Annotated in this window: 16 protein-coding genes and 1 pseudogene; 2 read left to right on the forward strand and 15 right to left on the reverse strand. The window is 41.0% G+C overall.

Features of this window, described 5'->3' with window-relative positions:
• Window positions 1–47 precede the first annotated feature (47 nt).
• The 10 genes and pseudogenes from BAOM_RS18195 to nadB all read right to left on the reverse strand — a co-directional run bounded on the left by BAOM_RS18195 (window position 48) and on the right by nadB (window position 10,565).
• Window positions 48–254 carry a DUF2905 domain-containing protein gene (locus BAOM_RS18195; RefSeq protein ID WP_119117478.1) on the reverse strand — a complete coding sequence of 69 codons (207 nt, stop codon included), beginning with the start codon at window positions 252–254 and terminating at the stop codon, window positions 48–50.
• Window positions 251–1,249: a Holliday junction branch migration DNA helicase RuvB gene (gene ruvB / locus BAOM_RS18200; RefSeq protein ID WP_127761496.1), complete on the reverse strand. Its 999-nt coding sequence runs from the start codon at window positions 1,247–1,249 to the stop codon at window positions 251–253. The genes BAOM_RS18195 and ruvB overlap by 4 nt, the downstream gene beginning before the upstream one ends.
• Window positions 1,250–1,260: 11 nt before the next feature.
• Complete coding sequence (gene ruvA, locus BAOM_RS18205; protein WP_127761497.1) at window positions 1,261–1,866, reverse strand: Holliday junction branch migration protein RuvA; 606 nt, start codon at window positions 1,864–1,866, stop codon at window positions 1,261–1,263.
• Between the two features lie 78 nt (window positions 1,867–1,944).
• Entirely contained in the window at window positions 1,945–2,451 is a 507-nt protein-coding gene (locus tag BAOM_RS18210; RefSeq protein ID WP_252282596.1) for a BofC C-terminal domain-containing protein, read from the reverse strand.
• Window positions 2,452–2,594: 143 nt separating this feature from the next.
• Complete coding sequence (locus tag BAOM_RS18215; RefSeq protein WP_164853283.1) at window positions 2,595–3,212, reverse strand: YhcN/YlaJ family sporulation lipoprotein; 618 nt, start codon at window positions 3,210–3,212, stop codon at window positions 2,595–2,597.
• A gap of 72 nt (window positions 3,213–3,284) precedes the next feature.
• Window positions 3,285–4,226, reverse strand: coding sequence for a phosphotransferase (locus BAOM_RS18220; protein ID WP_164853284.1), 942 nt, complete (start codon window positions 4,224–4,226; stop codon window positions 3,285–3,287).
• Between the two features lie 2,440 nt (window positions 4,227–6,666).
• Window positions 6,667–6,837: pseudogene (gene safA / locus BAOM_RS25595) on the reverse strand (SafA/ExsA family spore coat assembly protein); the annotation flags it as partial.
• 209 nt (window positions 6,838–7,046) lie between these two features.
• On the reverse strand, window positions 7,047–8,150 hold the full coding sequence (gene nadA, locus BAOM_RS18230) for a quinolinate synthase NadA (RefSeq protein ID WP_127761501.1): 1,104 nt from the start codon (window positions 8,148–8,150) through the stop codon (window positions 7,047–7,049).
• Window positions 8,150–8,998, reverse strand: coding sequence for a carboxylating nicotinate-nucleotide diphosphorylase (gene nadC, locus BAOM_RS18235; RefSeq protein WP_127761502.1), 849 nt, complete (start codon window positions 8,996–8,998; stop codon window positions 8,150–8,152). Before nadC ends, nadA begins: the two co-directional genes overlap by 1 nt.
• A complete protein-coding gene (gene nadB, locus BAOM_RS18240) occupies window positions 8,979–10,565 on the reverse strand; it encodes an L-aspartate oxidase (RefSeq protein ID WP_127761503.1) in 1,587 nt (528 codons plus the stop codon). The genes nadC and nadB overlap by 20 nt, the downstream gene beginning before the upstream one ends.
• Before the next feature lie 161 nt (window positions 10,566–10,726).
• Here nadB and BAOM_RS18245 point away from each other — a divergent pair, with 161 nt between their 5' ends.
• Entirely contained in the window at window positions 10,727–11,851 is a 1,125-nt protein-coding gene (locus tag BAOM_RS18245; protein WP_164853286.1) for an IscS subfamily cysteine desulfurase, read from the forward strand.
• A 37-nt stretch (window positions 11,852–11,888) separates the two neighbouring features.
• On the forward strand, window positions 11,889–12,425 hold the full coding sequence (locus BAOM_RS18250) for a transcription repressor NadR (RefSeq protein ID WP_127761505.1): 537 nt from the start codon (window positions 11,889–11,891) through the stop codon (window positions 12,423–12,425).
• A gap of 40 nt (window positions 12,426–12,465) precedes the next feature.
• Here BAOM_RS18250 and pheA read toward each other — a convergent pair whose 3' ends face one another.
• From pheA to rpmA, 5 genes are all read right to left on the reverse strand, one after another.
• Window positions 12,466–13,341 carry a prephenate dehydratase gene (pheA, locus tag BAOM_RS18255; RefSeq protein WP_127761506.1) on the reverse strand — a complete coding sequence of 292 codons (876 nt, stop codon included), beginning with the start codon at window positions 13,339–13,341 and terminating at the stop codon, window positions 12,466–12,468.
• Window positions 13,342–13,541: 200 nt separating this feature from the next.
• On the reverse strand, window positions 13,542–13,991 hold the full coding sequence (locus tag BAOM_RS18260) for an ACT domain-containing protein (protein WP_119116039.1): 450 nt from the start codon (window positions 13,989–13,991) through the stop codon (window positions 13,542–13,544).
• Window positions 13,992–14,018: 27 nt separating this feature from the next.
• Window positions 14,019–15,311: a GTPase ObgE gene (gene obgE / locus BAOM_RS18265; RefSeq protein WP_127761507.1), complete on the reverse strand. Its 1,293-nt coding sequence runs from the start codon at window positions 15,309–15,311 to the stop codon at window positions 14,019–14,021.
• Between the two features lie 52 nt (window positions 15,312–15,363).
• Complete coding sequence (locus tag BAOM_RS18270) at window positions 15,364–15,906, reverse strand: Spo0B C-terminal domain-containing protein (RefSeq protein ID WP_127761508.1); 543 nt, start codon at window positions 15,904–15,906, stop codon at window positions 15,364–15,366.
• Between the two features lie 479 nt (window positions 15,907–16,385).
• The gene (gene rpmA, locus BAOM_RS18275) at window positions 16,386–16,676 is read right to left on the reverse strand and encodes a 50S ribosomal protein L27 (RefSeq protein WP_119116036.1); all 291 of its coding nucleotides are present in this window, start codon (window positions 16,674–16,676) and stop codon (window positions 16,386–16,388) included.
• Between the last annotated feature and the right edge of the window lie 5 nt (window positions 16,677–16,681).

Raw genomic sequence — 16,681 nt, forward strand, 5'->3', positions numbered from 1 at the left:
TTTGTTTTTAGATAAGCAAAAAAACATCACAGTATGTAACAGAGCCATTATTTAAACCTTCCAATAACATAAAAAATCGCCGATAAAATCAAGCTGACAATAATCGACGTGACAATCGGAAAATAAAACGTTGTATTCTCTTTTTTAATGACAATATCACCTGGAAGTTTACCAAGATTAATAAATTTCATCGCAAAGCCAATAATAAAAAGAATAACACCAAGAGTCATCAAAATCTTAGGCAACCCTGTCATTTCGGCACCTCCATTTGAAAATGCTCATATACAAGAGGTGTGGCCATTCGACCACGAGGGGTTCTTTGTAAGAAACCAATTTGTAATAAATACGGTTCATATACATCTTCAATCGTATGAGCTTCTTCTCCGATTGTCGCCGCAATCGTTTCTAGCCCTACTGGTCCACCGCGGAATTTTTCTATAATTCCTTTGAGAAGCTTATGATCAATATGATCAAGGCCTAGGCGATCAACTTGTAAAAGCTCTAAAGCATAGTCAGCTAGTTCCTTTGTAATTGTACCATCCCCACGCACTTGAGCAAAATCTCGTACTCTTCGAAGCAGACGATTGGCAATTCGAGGCGTACCGCGTGATCTTCTCGCAATTTCCCCTGCCGCTTGCACATCCATTTCTGTATCCATAATAACCGACGTTCGCATGACGATATCTGTTAATTGATACTCCGTATAATATTCTAAGCGACTCAATACGCCAAAGCGATCACGTAACGGGGCCGATAAAGCACCGGCTCTTGTCGTAGCTCCAACTAAAGTAAAAGGCGGAAGGTCAATCCGTATTGAACGCGCCTCAGGCCCCTTCCCAATAACAATATCAAGACAAAAATCCTCCATAGCAGGATACAATACCTCTTCTACAGCACGCGGCAAACGATGAATTTCATCAATGAATAACACATCTCCTGGTTCAAGCGCACTTAGAATCGCCGCCAAATCACCAGGCCTTTCAATAGCAGGTCCAGATGTTGTACGAATATTTACGCCCATTTCATTCGCAATAATAACCGCTAATGTCGTTTTCCCAAGACCAGGTGGTCCATATAATAGTACATGATCGAGTGTTTCTTCACGCATCCGTGCCGCTTCAATAAACACACTTAAATTTGCCTTGACCTTATCTTGGCCAATATATTGCTGTAATGTTTGTGGTCGCAAGCTTTGTTCAAAGGACAGTTCGTTCGAATCAACCTCCTGATTCACTATTCTCTCCTCCATTACGCCACCCCTTATCTTAACATCATTTGTAATGCTTTTTTAATATACTGTTCCGTCGTGAATGTCTCTGCACCAAGCTGCTTTGCTACTTTTTGCACTTCTTTATCCGAATAACCTAGTGCCTTTAAGGCAAGAATGGCTTCATCTAGTTCCGTTGACTTCGTTTCTACGCGCTCACTCGGTTCATGAAATAAACTCGGAAAAGCATCGGGAATAATATGTTCCAGTTTCCCTTTTAAATCCAAAATCATTTGGCGTGCTGTTTTCTTCCCAACACCTGGGAACTTCACAAGAAATGATTCATCCTCCTGTTCAATAGCCTGAACCACTTGATCAACTTGACCAGATGCTAAAATAGCAAGCGCCCCTTTGGGACCAATTCCCGTTACACCTAAGAGTTTCATAAATAACGCCTTTTCTTGACGTGTTTGAAATCCGTAAAGTGCAATTAAATCCTCTCGAACATACTGATATAAATAAATTTGAATTTCTTTTTTTAATTGATTGGAAAAAACAAAAGGATTTGGTGTCACGACCTGATACCCAATTCCCCCATTTTCTACTACTATGTATTCCGGTCCAATATAGTCGACCATTCCTTTTAAATAATCATACAAATCTCTTCTCTCCCTGATTTTGCTGTATCTCTCATTGTACCATAGATTGAGGAATTTGCGGAAGGAAGAATCTATTTCCTAATGAGCGGAGTTAGAAGGCATCGAATATACTTTATATTCCTTAATTAAGTTAGTAAATTGCTCCTTACTGATAATCGGAATACCTTGCTGTAATTCCTCTTGTTGATAGGCCTCAAGCTTTCCAACATCCAATTGAAAGAAAGTATGAATCACTTTTTCATACTCTGGTTTTCCATTAAAAATAGACAACGTTCCATCTTCTGTTATGCCGAAATAACCGTTCGCTTTAAGCAAAGGGGAAATATCATTTTCGAATTTATGCAGCACAAGATGTTCTTTTGTCTGTTCAACAATTTGCCACTCTCGATATTTTTTTTGAAACTGAGCCATCGACCCAATGACTTCCATTACTTTTTCTTCGCTCAGCTCTCCATCTAAATATTCGCGTTGAAGAATGACCTTTCTTTCAATAGGCTGGTACTCTTGAATCGATAGTTCTGCTGATCCCGTCCAGACGAAGGAAAAAAACAGGAACATGAAACAAGCCAGAATTCGTATTATCATAACCCTCACCTCTTGCGGTATCTGCTTTTTTTATTAGTGTGACCGAATAAAAGCTTTTTAACCAAAGGCTATGTTAATGAATATTGTTTAACAAAGGTAAACAAAAAAGGACTGACTCCAAGATTGAAGTCAGTTCATGTTGATTACCTAAGATGATCTTCGTGAATGTCCAGATTATCAAATAAATCATCTGCATCTAAAATCACTACGTCTGTCGGACCTCCATCACGTAAATTGTTATCAAGTGTCATCGTGCGGTAATATACCCCTGTATCTGTTGTTACATGAAGAGTTCGCCCTTTAACAAGCGGCTGTACTTGTTCGATAACAACATTCTTAATCGCTCTTGCTTGTGCATAATCATCAAGCAAAACCGTTACAAGTACATCCTTTTGCATCACAATTGCCCGAGTATCCTTCACATTTGGAATAGAATTGACCTGACGATTAATACGATCGACGAGATTACCTTCATAAGAATTATAATATGAAGACTTCGCATGAAGTGGTTTACTCGCGTGACCATGATAATTACGGTCCCTTTCACTGTAGCTATCATTGCCATTGTGTAAACCATCTTCCGCATCATCTAACATCGGTATTTCATTATTTATATTTCGAACAAGCTGATCTTTTTCTGTTGACTGATAGCTCGTTCGGTTAAGGAAGTTTTCATTTTCTGTTGCTTGTTGGTTATTACAGCCGCTTAGTCCCACTACTACTGCTAGGCATAAGGGCCCTATCCATAATTTCTGTCGCAATAACAACCCCCCTTTGATTGCTCATTTATAGCATTAATAACAAGGGGGGATTTTACTCTGTTAGTTATTGCCCTATTTAGAAACGAGCTGTGCCAACTGCTTATTCAACTCCATTCGTTTCTCAAAATCTTCAACGGTTATTTTCCACACATGATCTAAACGAAAACGTGTTTTAAATAAAAGGTTCCACTCACGAAAAATATCAGACGGATAAGCAAGGGCATACAAAAAAGCTGGATTTTTTTTATATGCTGCAATTTGCCGATACTTCCAAACGTCCTTAGACGGGTTATCCAAATGAGGTAAAATCCGATTCGCATATTGTAAATAATCTATCATACGTGGAGCTTTAGCAATTAAATCAAAATCAATTAAAGCCAGTGTCCCGTCTTCCTTACGGAGAAAATTATGATGGGCACAGTCCCCATGAATAATCGTATTGGTTTCTTGATTTATCTCCTTTTGATAAGTCTCTAAGCCCTTTAAGGACCACTCTGCCCAAGCAATCCATTCTTCCAAAATAGACTCTGGAATATGCTCGCGAATATATGACACATTTTGTCGGAATAAAGCTAAGCGATCTCTCCATTTATTTAATTGATTATAAACGGGAAGTGATGGTAATGAAATCTGGTCAGCACTGTTATGAAATGCTTCTAACAGCTGCGCTCCTTCTTTTCGATTAGACTCATTAGCAAAATTAAATTTATTGGCACTTGGCGGCAAAAATTCAATAAAACTGTACCACATGCCATCTAGCTGAAATGGTTCTGGCTCACTGTACATACTATACGTACGGTCAAAACCCTTTTGTTTTAATAAAGAGGTCAATACTTGCTGACGATACCATTTCTCACGACTAGTAAAGCCCTTTAAAATAAGGGGAGGATGATTTTTAAAGGTAAGTAAATACACATCCCCTTGAAGTTGCTTCATTCTCTCCGGTCTGCTTTTTAACCCTTTAATTTTAGAAAAAAGGCGATTTTTAAAGCGATGATTTCGACTAAAAGTCATTGCTTTCCTCAGTATACGTTGGCATACCAAATGTCTCAGGCGCACGAACCCCACCGAATTGATCTGGAATAAAAGGTCCTGGCTGACCGCCAAAGTGTCCTGGTACATTCATGCCCGGCTGTCCACCGAATGGAATGGTCGCATATGGATTATCTTGTTGTGGCAGATACGGATTCAAACCATGCTCCCCTGAATAATCTTGTTGCTCTGCTGGATTCTCTCGTTGAGTATTTTTATATTGACCTGACATATGCTTTGGCTGAGCATACATATTTGGAAATGGCTGTTGATAAGACGGCTTTGTTTGGGTTCCCGCAAATGGTTGCTGGTACGACGGTGACGCTTGGGTACCTGGCTGTTGTTGATACGGTGGCTGTACTTGCGTTCCCGCAAATGGTTGCTGGTACGATGGCTGTACTTGCGTTCCCGCAAATGGTTGCTGGTACGATGGCTGTGCTTGGGTTCCCGCAAATGGTTGCTGGTACGATGGCTGTGCTTGGGTTCCCGCAAATGGTTGCTGGTACGATGGCTGTGCTTGGGTTCCCGCAAATGGTTGCTGGTACGATGGCTGTGCTTGGGTTCCCGCAAATGGTTGCTGGTACGATGGCTGTACTTGCGTTCCCGCAAATGGTTGCTGGTACGATGGCTGTGCTTGGGTTCCCGCAAATGGTTGCTGGTACGATGGCTGTGCTTGGGTTCCCGCAAATGGTTGCTGGTACGATGGCTGTGCTTGGGTTCCCGCAAATGGTTGCTGGTACGACGGCGGCGCTTGGGTGCCTGGCTGTTGATACGATGGCTTCATTTGGATTCCCGCAAATGACGGCTGAGACGGCGACTCTGCTTGTTCGCCTAGTTGTTGATACGATGGCTTCATTTGGATTCCCATAAATGACGGCTGGGACGGCGACTCTGCTTGTTCGCCTGGTTGTTGATACGATGGCTTCATTTGGGTTCCCATAAATGACGGCTGGGACGGCGACTCTGCTTGTTCACCTGGTTGCTGATACGATGGATTCATTTGGGTTCCCATAAATGACGGCTGGGACGGCGACTCTGCTTGTTCGCCTGGTTGCTGATACGATGGCTTCATTTGGGTTCCCATAAATGACGGCTGGGACGGCGACTCTGCTTGTTCGCCTGGTTGTTGATACGATGGATTCATTTGGATTCCCATAAATGACGGCTGGGACGGCGACTCTGCTTGCTCACCTGGCTGTTGATACGATGGATTCATTTGGATTCCCATAAATGACGGCTGGGACGGCGACTCTGCTTGCTCACCTGGCTGTTGATACGATGGCTGCGTTTGTGCACTCGCAAATGGTGGTTGATACGGTGTGCCTGGAAGCGGTTGTTGATACGGCGAATAATTTTGCGGCTGTTGATAGGGTGCGTTAGAAAAATTTGGTTGGGTATAAACCGCTTGCGGATATGGGTTTTTCCCTTTATCCGGCCCATATGTTCCTATAGAGCCTTTACTACATCCACAATCCTCTGATTCTTCTTGGTAAGTAGGCTGTACTTGAGTTCCCGCAAGTGGTGGTTGATACGGTGTGCCTGGAAATGGTTGTTGATACTGCGAATAATTTTGCGGCTGTTGATAGGATGCATTAGAAAAATTCGGTTGGGTATAAACCGCTTGCGGATATGGGTTTTTCCCTTTATCCGGCCCATATATTCCTATAGAGCCTTTACTACATCCACAATCCTCTGATTCTTCTTGGTAAGTAGGCTGTACGTACGGCTGTGCTAGAGATGCTGAAGGCTGCATGTTCATTGATTCATATCCATCATATTGCTGTGCGGGCTGCTGCGGTAATCCTCCTGAATATGGATTAAATGTCGGTGTCTGCATCATGCCTGGCATACTCGCACCAGCCACATAGTGAGCATTCACCGGAGCTTCCATAGCGAATTCCCCCAAAACATCTGGACTTTCTTCATAGACTTGTGGGTTCATTTGTCCCCCTTCACATTGCCCATACATCCATTGCTGCGGGATTGGCGGTGGAGGCGGATAACAAAATCCTGTTCCTGGCAAAATTGGTGTCACCGGAATACATGTCTCAATAGGCTGCTGTACCATCGCTTCAATCTGAACGGGTGGAGCTTGCGGAATTTCTGGGGGCTTCGGTACTTCAGGAACTTTTACTTCTTCCTTCGCCTCAGGTAGAGGTGTAACCTGCATCTCCTTCATGCTTAACGTATAATTATTCGCCATATCCGCCTGTGGGATGACCGGTTCAGGAATAGGTACCTCTTTTTGAACAACGACTGGTTGTTCTTTCTCAACCGGCTTTGGCTGCATAATAGGCTGTTCCTCTGCCATTGGCTTTAACTGCATAATAGGTTGTTCTTCCTCTTTAGAAACTTGTGGTGGAGTGGAAGGAATCTGCGCTTCCTTTATTCCTTTATGAACAATTTTGCTCGGCTTGACCGCCTCTTTCTTCACGTTGCCAGCTGAACCTGGTATTTTTAGTTTCATACCCGGCATTAATAAATCCGGGTTGCTTAACTGTGTGTTTAATTTTTTTAATTCTTCGAAACTGACGCCATACTTTTTAGCCAGCTTCCAAAGCGTGTCGCCTTTTTGGACTATATGAATTTTCACGCTGCAATCCCTCCTGTGCATATGTCCATATATACTATGAAGCGATTATTAAATTGATAATATTTCATCATCAAAACTTATGCCAGAAAGAAAGACTTTATGAAAAATTTATATACATTTCACTTTTCACCTTCGAAGTTCAAACCAAGGGAACATATACGAAACAGTAAAAAGACCTGAATCATGTTCCATTCAGGTCTTCTTCATGATCATTTATATTGTAACATTCGATTTAATGCAAGAATGGCATCATCGGCAATATTTTTTTCTACCTTAATTGGATTAATCACTTGCCCTTTACTAATCGATTCAAGAGACCATAGTAAGTGCGGCAAATCAATTCGATTCATCGTCAAGCATGGACACATATTCGGATTCAAAGAGATAATATTCTTATCCGGATGCTTAGCCATCAATCGTTTAACAAGATTCATTTCCGTTCCAATTGCCCATGAGCTGCCCGGTTCCGCCTGTTCAATAGCGTTAATAATATAAGAAGTTGAGCCATTATCATCCGCCATTGCCACTACTTCACGGCGACATTCGGGATGAACAATAATTCTCATATCTGGTTGCGTTTTACGCAGTTCTTCAATATTAGCAGTTGTAAAGTTTTCATGAACAGAGCAGTGGCCTTTCCAAAGCAATACTTTAATGTTCTCGATATTTCCTTCATAAATTAATTCATCTTTATGCGGATCCCATACAGCCATCTGATCTAAAGGAATTCCTAAATCATAAGCCGTATTTCTCCCTAAATGTTGGTCAGGTAAAAATAAAATCCGTTCCTTCTGGGATAGAGCCCAAGATACCATTTCCTTCGCGTTTGAAGAGGTAACGGTTGCTCCTCCATTTTTACCCACAAACGCTTTAATCGCTGCTGTTGAGTTTACATATGTTAAAGGAAGAATTGTATCACCAAACAACTGTTGCAGTTTTACCCAAGCTCGATCTGTTTGATGAATATCCGCCATATCCGCCATCGAACAGCCTGCACGCATATCCGGTAAGATAACTGTTTGTGCTTCCGTCGTTAAAATATCCGCTGTTTCTGCCATAAAATGTACACCACAGAAGACAATAAATTCAGCCTCTCGATTCGCCGCAGAAATTTGAGCAAGCTGCAGGGAATCACCCGTAGCATCAGAAAACTGAATCACTTCTTCACGTTGATAGTGATGCCCTGGAATAAACAAACGGGATCCGAGCTGTTTTTTTATCTCCCAAACACGCGCTTCCATTTCTTCTGTTGTCATCGTTTTATATACTTCCGGTAAAGCTGTTGCGACTAACGCTTGTTCTAATAAACTCATTAATACACACCCTCCCGTTCTCTTACCTTGGCACTAATATCAAGCGCACGTACACTATGCGTTAAGCATCCTAACGAAATCATATCTGCTCCACAATCTCGGTACAAAACTAAATTCTCTAACGTAATTCCTCCCGATACTTCTGTCACAATATGAGGCGGAACTAATTGAACAAGTTGTTTAATTTCCTCTGGTGTTCGATTATCAAACATAATAATATCAGCAGCAGCCTGGACTGCTTCAATCACTTGCTCTTTTGACTCTGTTTCGACTTCAATTTTAACTGTATGACCGAGCTTCGCTTTAACGATCTCAACAGCCTTTGTAATCGAACCTGCAAAGGAAATATGATTATCTTTAATCATAACCGCATCATACAAGCCATAGCGATGATTGAAAGCCCCGCCAGATTGAACGGCATACTTCTCTAACATACGTAGACCCGGTGTTGTCTTTCTTGTATCACAGGGCTTCGTCTTCGTTCCGGCTAATATTTGCACTGCTTTATTAGCTTCTGTCGCAATGGCCGACATTCGTTGGACTAAATTCAGCACCACTCGCTCTCCCTTTAAAAGAGCGGCCATACTCCCCGTCATTTGCGCAAGCTTTTGACCAACTTCAAACGATTCACCATCTCTTACAAACAACTCAATTTCAATGGTTGAATCTAACATCGTAAAGCCTGTTTTAATGACGTCTCCTCCTGAGAAAATACCAGCTTCTTTTGCCAAAAATGTTAACGTACCTTGTGATTCAACTGGAAATAAAGTGTCGCTCGTCACATCGCGTTCGCCGATATCCTCAATAAAGAATTGCTCTAATAATTGCCTAAGCTTTAATAAATTCATATACAACGCTTCCTTTCAAACGTTTCATCACTTCATGACGATCTAATATTATGGAAGTATCCAGCCAAACCGCATCATTTTCCATTGGATAATCACTTCGGAAATGACCACCCCTGCTTTCTTGCCTTGCTAATGCCGATTCAGCAATCAACCATGAGACAATAATCGCATTCACTTTTGCTAACTGCTGGATCGAAACATCCTCACATGCTAGCTCGAGCAAACAATCAATCTGAAATGATTCCAACCAGGCTTTTAAGCGGCCAAGATCCTTCGTATTCCGAACAATACCCGCATAATGCATAAGATGCTTTTGAATATCCTCTAATTCAGGCAACATAATTAAAACATGACTGGTCTCTTTTAACGTTTTCTTTTCTTGAGGTAATACTCTTTCAGGAGCTTGCTGCAAATAGCGACCGAGAGTGCTCCCAAAAACTAACCCCTCTAATAGTGAATTGCTAGCAAGACGATTGGCACCATGAACACCTGTACAAGCGACTTCTCCAACAGCATATAAACCTTCGACAGAAGTTCGCCCTTTCCCATCCGTTTCAATTCCTCCCATTAAAAAATGATTGCCGGGAGCTACAGGAATTTTTCCTTCTTCAAGATGGATTCCATTTTTTAAGCAAAGGGCAGCAACTGTTGGAAAACGCTCGCTAAAATTAGAAATCATCGAAATATCTAAATACACGTTTTCTCCACGTTCAATATAGGAGTAAATCGTTTGCGCGACAATATGACGTGGCGCTAAATCTGCTAAAGCATGAACATCCTTCATAATCGCTTTTCCTGATGCTGTTACAAGCTTTGCTCCTTCACCACGAACGGCTTCAGATACAAGTCCTTGTGTTTTGCCGTTACAATATAATAAAGTCGGATGAAATTGAATAAACTCCATATCACGAATACGCGCTCCCGCTTTAAGAGCTAGAGCAATTCCGTCTCCAGATACGGTGTTGGCATTAGACGTGAACTGAAATAATGAACCACATCCGCCAGTTGCTAACACAATATGTTCACCATACATCGTTTGAAGCTGGCCTTCAGGATCCACTATCTTAACACCAATACAGGAAGCATCATCCCCCATTATGAGCTCAACGACTGCTGCATCTTCCATCACTTCCACCTTTGAAAGAGCCAACTCTCTAAGCAAATGCTCGATGATGTATTTTCCAGTTGCATCACCATGACTATGAAGAATTCTACGCTCACTATGAGCCCCTTCCATCCCGAGCATAAGATGTCCTTCTGGATTACGATCAAATTCCATCCCAGATGCTATTAGTTCTGAAATGGCAACAGGAGCTGTTTGCACTAATGCTTCTACCGCTTTTACATTGTTATAATAACGGCCTGCTTGAATCGTATCTTCTCTATGGGAAATCGGTGTATCCTCTTTAGACATAGCAACGGCAATTCCACCTTGTGCTAAATACGAGTTGCTATGACGAAGCTTAGATTTTGTGATAAGCATCACATGTTTGGTTGTACTCGCTTCTATTGCCGTTTTTAATGCTGAAATTCCACTGCCGACGATAATGACTTCCATATTATTCATTTTTACCGCTCCTTGATTTAACAAGTGTCTTGACACATATATTTACACATTATTAAACTATAATCAAGAGTTTTTTAGAATAGACCTGTTAAATAACGGCATTAGGAAAGATAACCATTCTCTATAACCTAATCCTACACTATGAAGTGGATGTGACCATTTTGATTTATTTTGACTACGCAGCAACAACACCAATTGATTCTGATGCTTTAAAAGTATGGATAGATGCTTCACAGCAGTTTTATGGAAATTCAAGCAGCCTTCATGATTGCGGCTCCCAGTCTGCCAAGCTACTTGATGTATCACGTCAACAGCTCGCTGCACTACTACACGTTGAAAAAGAGCATGTGATTTTTACAAGCGGCGGGTCTGAAAGCAATGTACTTGCGATTGACACCTTATTGTCATCTAAACATCCACATAAAAACCATATATTAGTTAGCCAAGCGGAGCATGCCTCCATCTATCAATATGTTGAAAAGCTTAAAAACAACGGCTATCATATTACGTACCTTGAGCATCTACAAGATGGCACAATAGATCTCGATTATTTAGAAAACCAGCTTTCGGAACAAACATGTCTCGTCATCGTTCAACACGTTAATTCCGAAACAGGAGTCGTACAGCCAATTGAAGATATACGAACAATCCTACACAACCGAGATACTTTTCTTCATGTCGATTGTGTCCAATCTTTTGCTAAACTGCCACTACAATCGATTAGCAGAGCTTGTGACAGCATGGCAATCTCCAGCCATAAAGTATATGGTCCAAAAGGTGTCGGAGCGGTTATTTTTCCAAATAAACATAAACTAAAACCGGCGCTTCCAAATGTGACTCATGAATATGGCTTTCGAGCTGGTACTGTCAACGTGCCAGGAATTGCCGCTTTTGTGACAGCTGCTACAAAGCTAGTAAACCAGCTCGATCAGGAATTAGCACGCATATTCACCTTACGCACACAATTCATTGAGCTGCTGCATGAATCGAATGTACTCTTTGAAGTCATAGAATCAAAAAGAAGCCAGTTGCCGCATATTCTTGCGTTAACCTGCTCAGGACTGCAAGGACAATATATAATGATTGAATTAAATCGACGTGGATTAGCTATTTCTACAGGAAGTGCTTGCCAGATTGATAAGCAGGAGCCTTCCAAAATGATGCTTGCTATGGGGAAAACCATTGAGGAAGCACATCAGCTTATTCGCCTTTCATTTGGCAAAATGACGACAGAAGCAGATGTGAAAAAATTAGCCGAAAACTTTATTCAGGCTGTGGTACAATGAAATAATTATTCGTTTTTAAACATTGAGGAGAGATCATATGGACACGAAAAAAAAGTTACTCGGTGAAGAAAGACGATTGCAACTACTGCACATTCTCCAATCAAGTGACCGGCCTATTACAGGAAGTGAGCTTTCAAAACAAGCTAATGTTAGCCGACAAGTAATTGTGAGTGACATCACACTTCTAAAAGCCCGAAATGAACCGATTATCGCAACAAGCCAAGGCTATTTATATATGCATACAGCAAACAAAACACAAAATTATGAGCGTACCGTTGCCTGTCACCATGAGCCTTCACGTACAGAGGAAGAGCTAAACTTACTTGTTGATATCGGGGTAACTGTTAAAAATGTGAGCATTGAACATCCTATATACGGCGATTTAACAGCATCTATTATGGTTAGCAGCCGCAAAGACGTTCAACAATTTCTTACTAAAATGTCAGAAACAAATGCTTCCTATTTACTAGAACTAACCGATGGTATTCATCTTCATACATTAAGCGCATCATCAGAAGAGCTGTTAGATGAAGCGGAAGCTGTCTTAAAAAAAGCCAATATTCTTGTGGAATAGATTTAGAAAAGCCCTCATTCAATAAGAATGAGGGCTTTCCTTATCCCATCTTCACAGCTGTCTCCACAGCGAAGCTCGGATAACTTCCAAGAATAGAAACCTTACAACCAAGTGCTTCTAATTCAGAAATAGTACCTGGAATAAGCACTTCATCAAGCGCCATTTCCACATCAATAATAAAGAAGTAATTTCCTAATCCCGTTTTCATTGGGCGGGATTCAATTTTGGACAAGTTCAATTTGCGCCATGCAAACGCTGAAAGCACTTGGTGAAGGGCTCCAGAATGGTCAGCAGGAAGCATCACCATCAGCGTCGTTTTCCAGCCTCGATTAACCGTTACATGCCCTTTATAGTCGACACTCTCCTTCGACACGACGATGAACTTCGTATGATTATAAGAATAATCATGAACATTATGTTGAACAATCGTTAATCCATATTCCTCGGCCGCTAATTCATTCGCAATTGCAGCAATCTTTCGTTCCGGTTGCTCACTAACCATTTTCGCTGCCGCTGCTGTTGATGTCACTTCTTCACATGGAATACCTTTCCATTCCTTATGTAAAAATTTATGACACTGTGCAATAGCATGCGGGTGTGAGTAAATCATGTCTGGTTTAAAACCAGGTACAGCCTGATCTGGATGCACCATAAAATGCTGCTGGATCGGTGTAATCACTTCTCCCTGAATCGGAAGCTGAACCTCATGAATTAAATAATCAATTGTAATATTAACGGAACCTTCTAATGCATTCTCAATTGGAACAACAGCAATATCAGCTTCTCCTTCTTGAATAGCGTCGATACAATCTGGAATTGTAGCCTTTGGCATTTTTAATTCATTCGGAAAAAGCCGAGAGACCGCTAAATCTGTGAATGTAGCCTTAGGTCCGAGAAAAGCAATTTTGTGCGACATCTAAAAACTCTCCTTTTTTCACGACAATATAGCTATTTGCCCTATTTACAGGCCTGTTATCGTTATTTACCATTAGATATATCCCTTTATTTTATGCTATTTTCAGACTTTTTACAATACTTTAACCCCGTACAAATTATCTACCCTTTCTTCTTTATACGCAAAAAAGCCCGTACAATTGATATGCACGGGCTCCATCATTACGCACCATTTCCTAATATTTCAACTTTTTCAACAAACTCCATTTTTCGAAATGTGGTAAGTAATTCATCAATGTCCATCGTCATTCCAGCCGTATTTAAAGAAAGCGTAACATTGGCACGTCCTTGCAAAGGAATCGTTTGGTGAATCGTCATAATGTTGCAGCCAGACAACGCAACGACTCGTAATAGCTCTGACAAAGTGCCTGAACGATCTTCAAGATAAAAGAAGAGCGTAATCAACTTTTCTTTCACAATTGTATGAAAGGGAAATACCGTATCGCGATATTTATAAAAAGCACTTCGACTTAAATCCACACGCTGAACTGCTTCCCAAACAGATTCTACTTTACCGCGTTCAAGCATTTCCTTAGCATCTAACGTTTTCTTCATGGCCTCTGGAAGGACATCTTCGCGAACGAGGAAAAACTTCTTATCAATGCCGTTCACTTACCTTCCCCCTCTGCCCAACCGTTATTAATCAACAAATTCAAATTCATATTCTAAAATACGAACAATATCACCATCTGTTGCTCCTCTTTGACGAAGGGCTTCATCCACTCCGAATGAACGAAGCTGTCTTGCAAAACGGCGAACAGATTCTTCACGACTGAAATCCGTCATTTTAAATAGACGCTCGATTTTAAATCCAGAAACAGCAAAGCTGCCATCTGGCTCGCGCGTAATGTCAAACTCATCTTGTTGCGTTTCATGTTTATATAATACTCGATGAACCCCTTTATCTTCATCTTCATCATGATCAAGCGGGAATTCTGGTGTCTCTTCTAACTTATCTGCAATCGCAAACAACAGCTCCCGAATTCCTTCTCGTGTTAAAGCTGAAATTGGGAAAATCGGATAATCTTCTTGTAATTTCTCTTTAAATACCGCCAAATTTTCTTCTGAATCTGGCATATCCATTTTACTTGCCACAATAATTTGCGGACGCTCGGTTAAACGCAAGTTATATTCCTGCAACTCTTTGTTAATCGTTTGATAGTCCTCGTAAGGGTCGCGACCTTCAAGACCAGACATATCAATCACATGAACGATGACTCTCGTTCTTTCAATATGGCGTAAAAACTGGTGACCGAGTCCAACACCTTCCGATGCCCCTTCAATTAAACCTGGCAGGTCAGCCATAACAAAGCTTCGATTATCTTCTGTTTCAACTACACCTAGATTCGGCACAATCGTCGTAAAGTGATATTCAGCAATCTTTGGCTTCGCTGCTGACACAACAGATAATAATGTCGATTTCCCTACACTTGGAAAACCAACTAAACCTACATCAGCAAGTAATTTTAATTCCATTACAATATAGCGCTCTTGCCCTGGCTCACCATTTTCAGCAATCTCTGGAGCAGGGTTAGCTGGTGTAGCAAAACGAGAGTTCCCGCGACCGCCGCGACCGCCTTTAGCAATAACGGCACGCTGTCCATGCTCGACTAAATCGGCAATTACTTCTTTCGTATCATCGTCAATAATAACCGTACCTGGTGGAACTTTCACAACCATATCCTGTGCATTTCGACCATGTTGATTTTTCGACATTCCGTGCTCGCCGCGCGATGCTTTAAAATGACGTTGATAACGGAAATCCATTAATGTTCGTAAACCTTCCTCTACTTCAAACACAACGTTCGCTCCGTTACCGCCATCTCCGCCTGCTGGGCCACCTTTTGGTACATATTTTTCACGACGATATGCAACCATTCCGTTACCGCCATCTCCACCTTTTACAAACACTTTGACTTGATCGACAAACATGCTATCACTTCCTTGTTTTCTATATGTACTATCTTGCTGTATGCGTCATTTCTTATTCAAACCTCACGTCCATTGTGAAAAAAAGCTCCTCTTCACTCAACGATTGCACATTAACTGTTTGCTGCTCTGTTAGTGAATTAGTCAGAAACTTTGTCACAGTGTCCTGCTCTTTTAGCTTGCCTTGTAAATGGAAAGAACAACACATATTTCTGATTTCTTTTTTAGAAACCTCTATCGTAAGCATATTTTCAGTAAACGGATTTAACTGTTCTCCTAATAACTGAAAGTAGCTTCTCGTCCATTGATACATCAATTCATCCATGGATTCAGATGCTTCAAAAACATCTACGATTTCATATTCAAAATTGAACGTCCAATTTTCCCAATTTGCCGTCATTAGCAGTTCGCTAAATTTTGGCATATTTAAACTAGAAAGCCGAGCTTCTTGCTGCGTTTCAATAATAATTTCTTCAATAAACCCTTTTACACGATCAATCTTATTTAATTCCAAATTGCCTTTAATAATTTGGATTTTATTTAACCAATCATGCCGCGTTTGTCGAAGTACTTCGACAGTTGTCCAACTTTTATCCATTATTAACACCTTCAATGTATGATAACATGAAATTTCACTCCTTAGAGTATCAGTTGAATCAATGGAACTTTTATAAAGCTTGCCTCTAACAGAGCACTCACTCCCATTAATTCCGGACAAAAACTTCTCTTCAAGCTCTATCATGCTGCTATTTACCAGTATATCAAAAATGCACAAGTCCGGTCATGAATACTCGTTCATAAATGACATGAATGCCCCCGTCCAAAAAAAACAAATCTTGCTCCTTTGAATTCTTTGGACGATGGTAGAGCAAAAATTAAGGCTTTGTTGTAAGGCACTATTGATTTTCGGCTCATTTTCACCAAAAATTGTGTCAGCAACACTATGATTGAACAAAGCCAAAATAAAAAATAAAGGGCCGATTCCATCTAAGCAATATATATCCAACAATATCGCGATATATATTATCAGTAGAAGGAATCAGACCCTTTTGAGTCATCCTAATTTCAAAGATGCAATTATGCTTCTTGTGCAACTGGATATACGCTTACTTTTTTGCGGTCACGTCCGAAACGCTCGAAACGTACAACACCGTCTACTTTTGCGTATAGAGTATCGTCTCCACCACGGCCTACGTTCTCACCTGGATAGATTTTTGTTCCGCGTTGACGGTAAAGGATAGAACCACCAGAAACGAATTGACCATCCGCACGCTTAGCGCCTAAACGCTTAGCTTGTGAATCACGACCGTTCTTTGTAGAACCTACCCCTTTCTTCGATGCGAAGAACTGAAGATCTAATCTTAACATATGTT

This window comes from Peribacillus asahii (assembly GCF_004006295.1).
Taxonomy (GTDB): Bacteria; Bacillota; Bacilli; order Bacillales; family DSM-1321; genus Peribacillus; species Peribacillus asahii_A.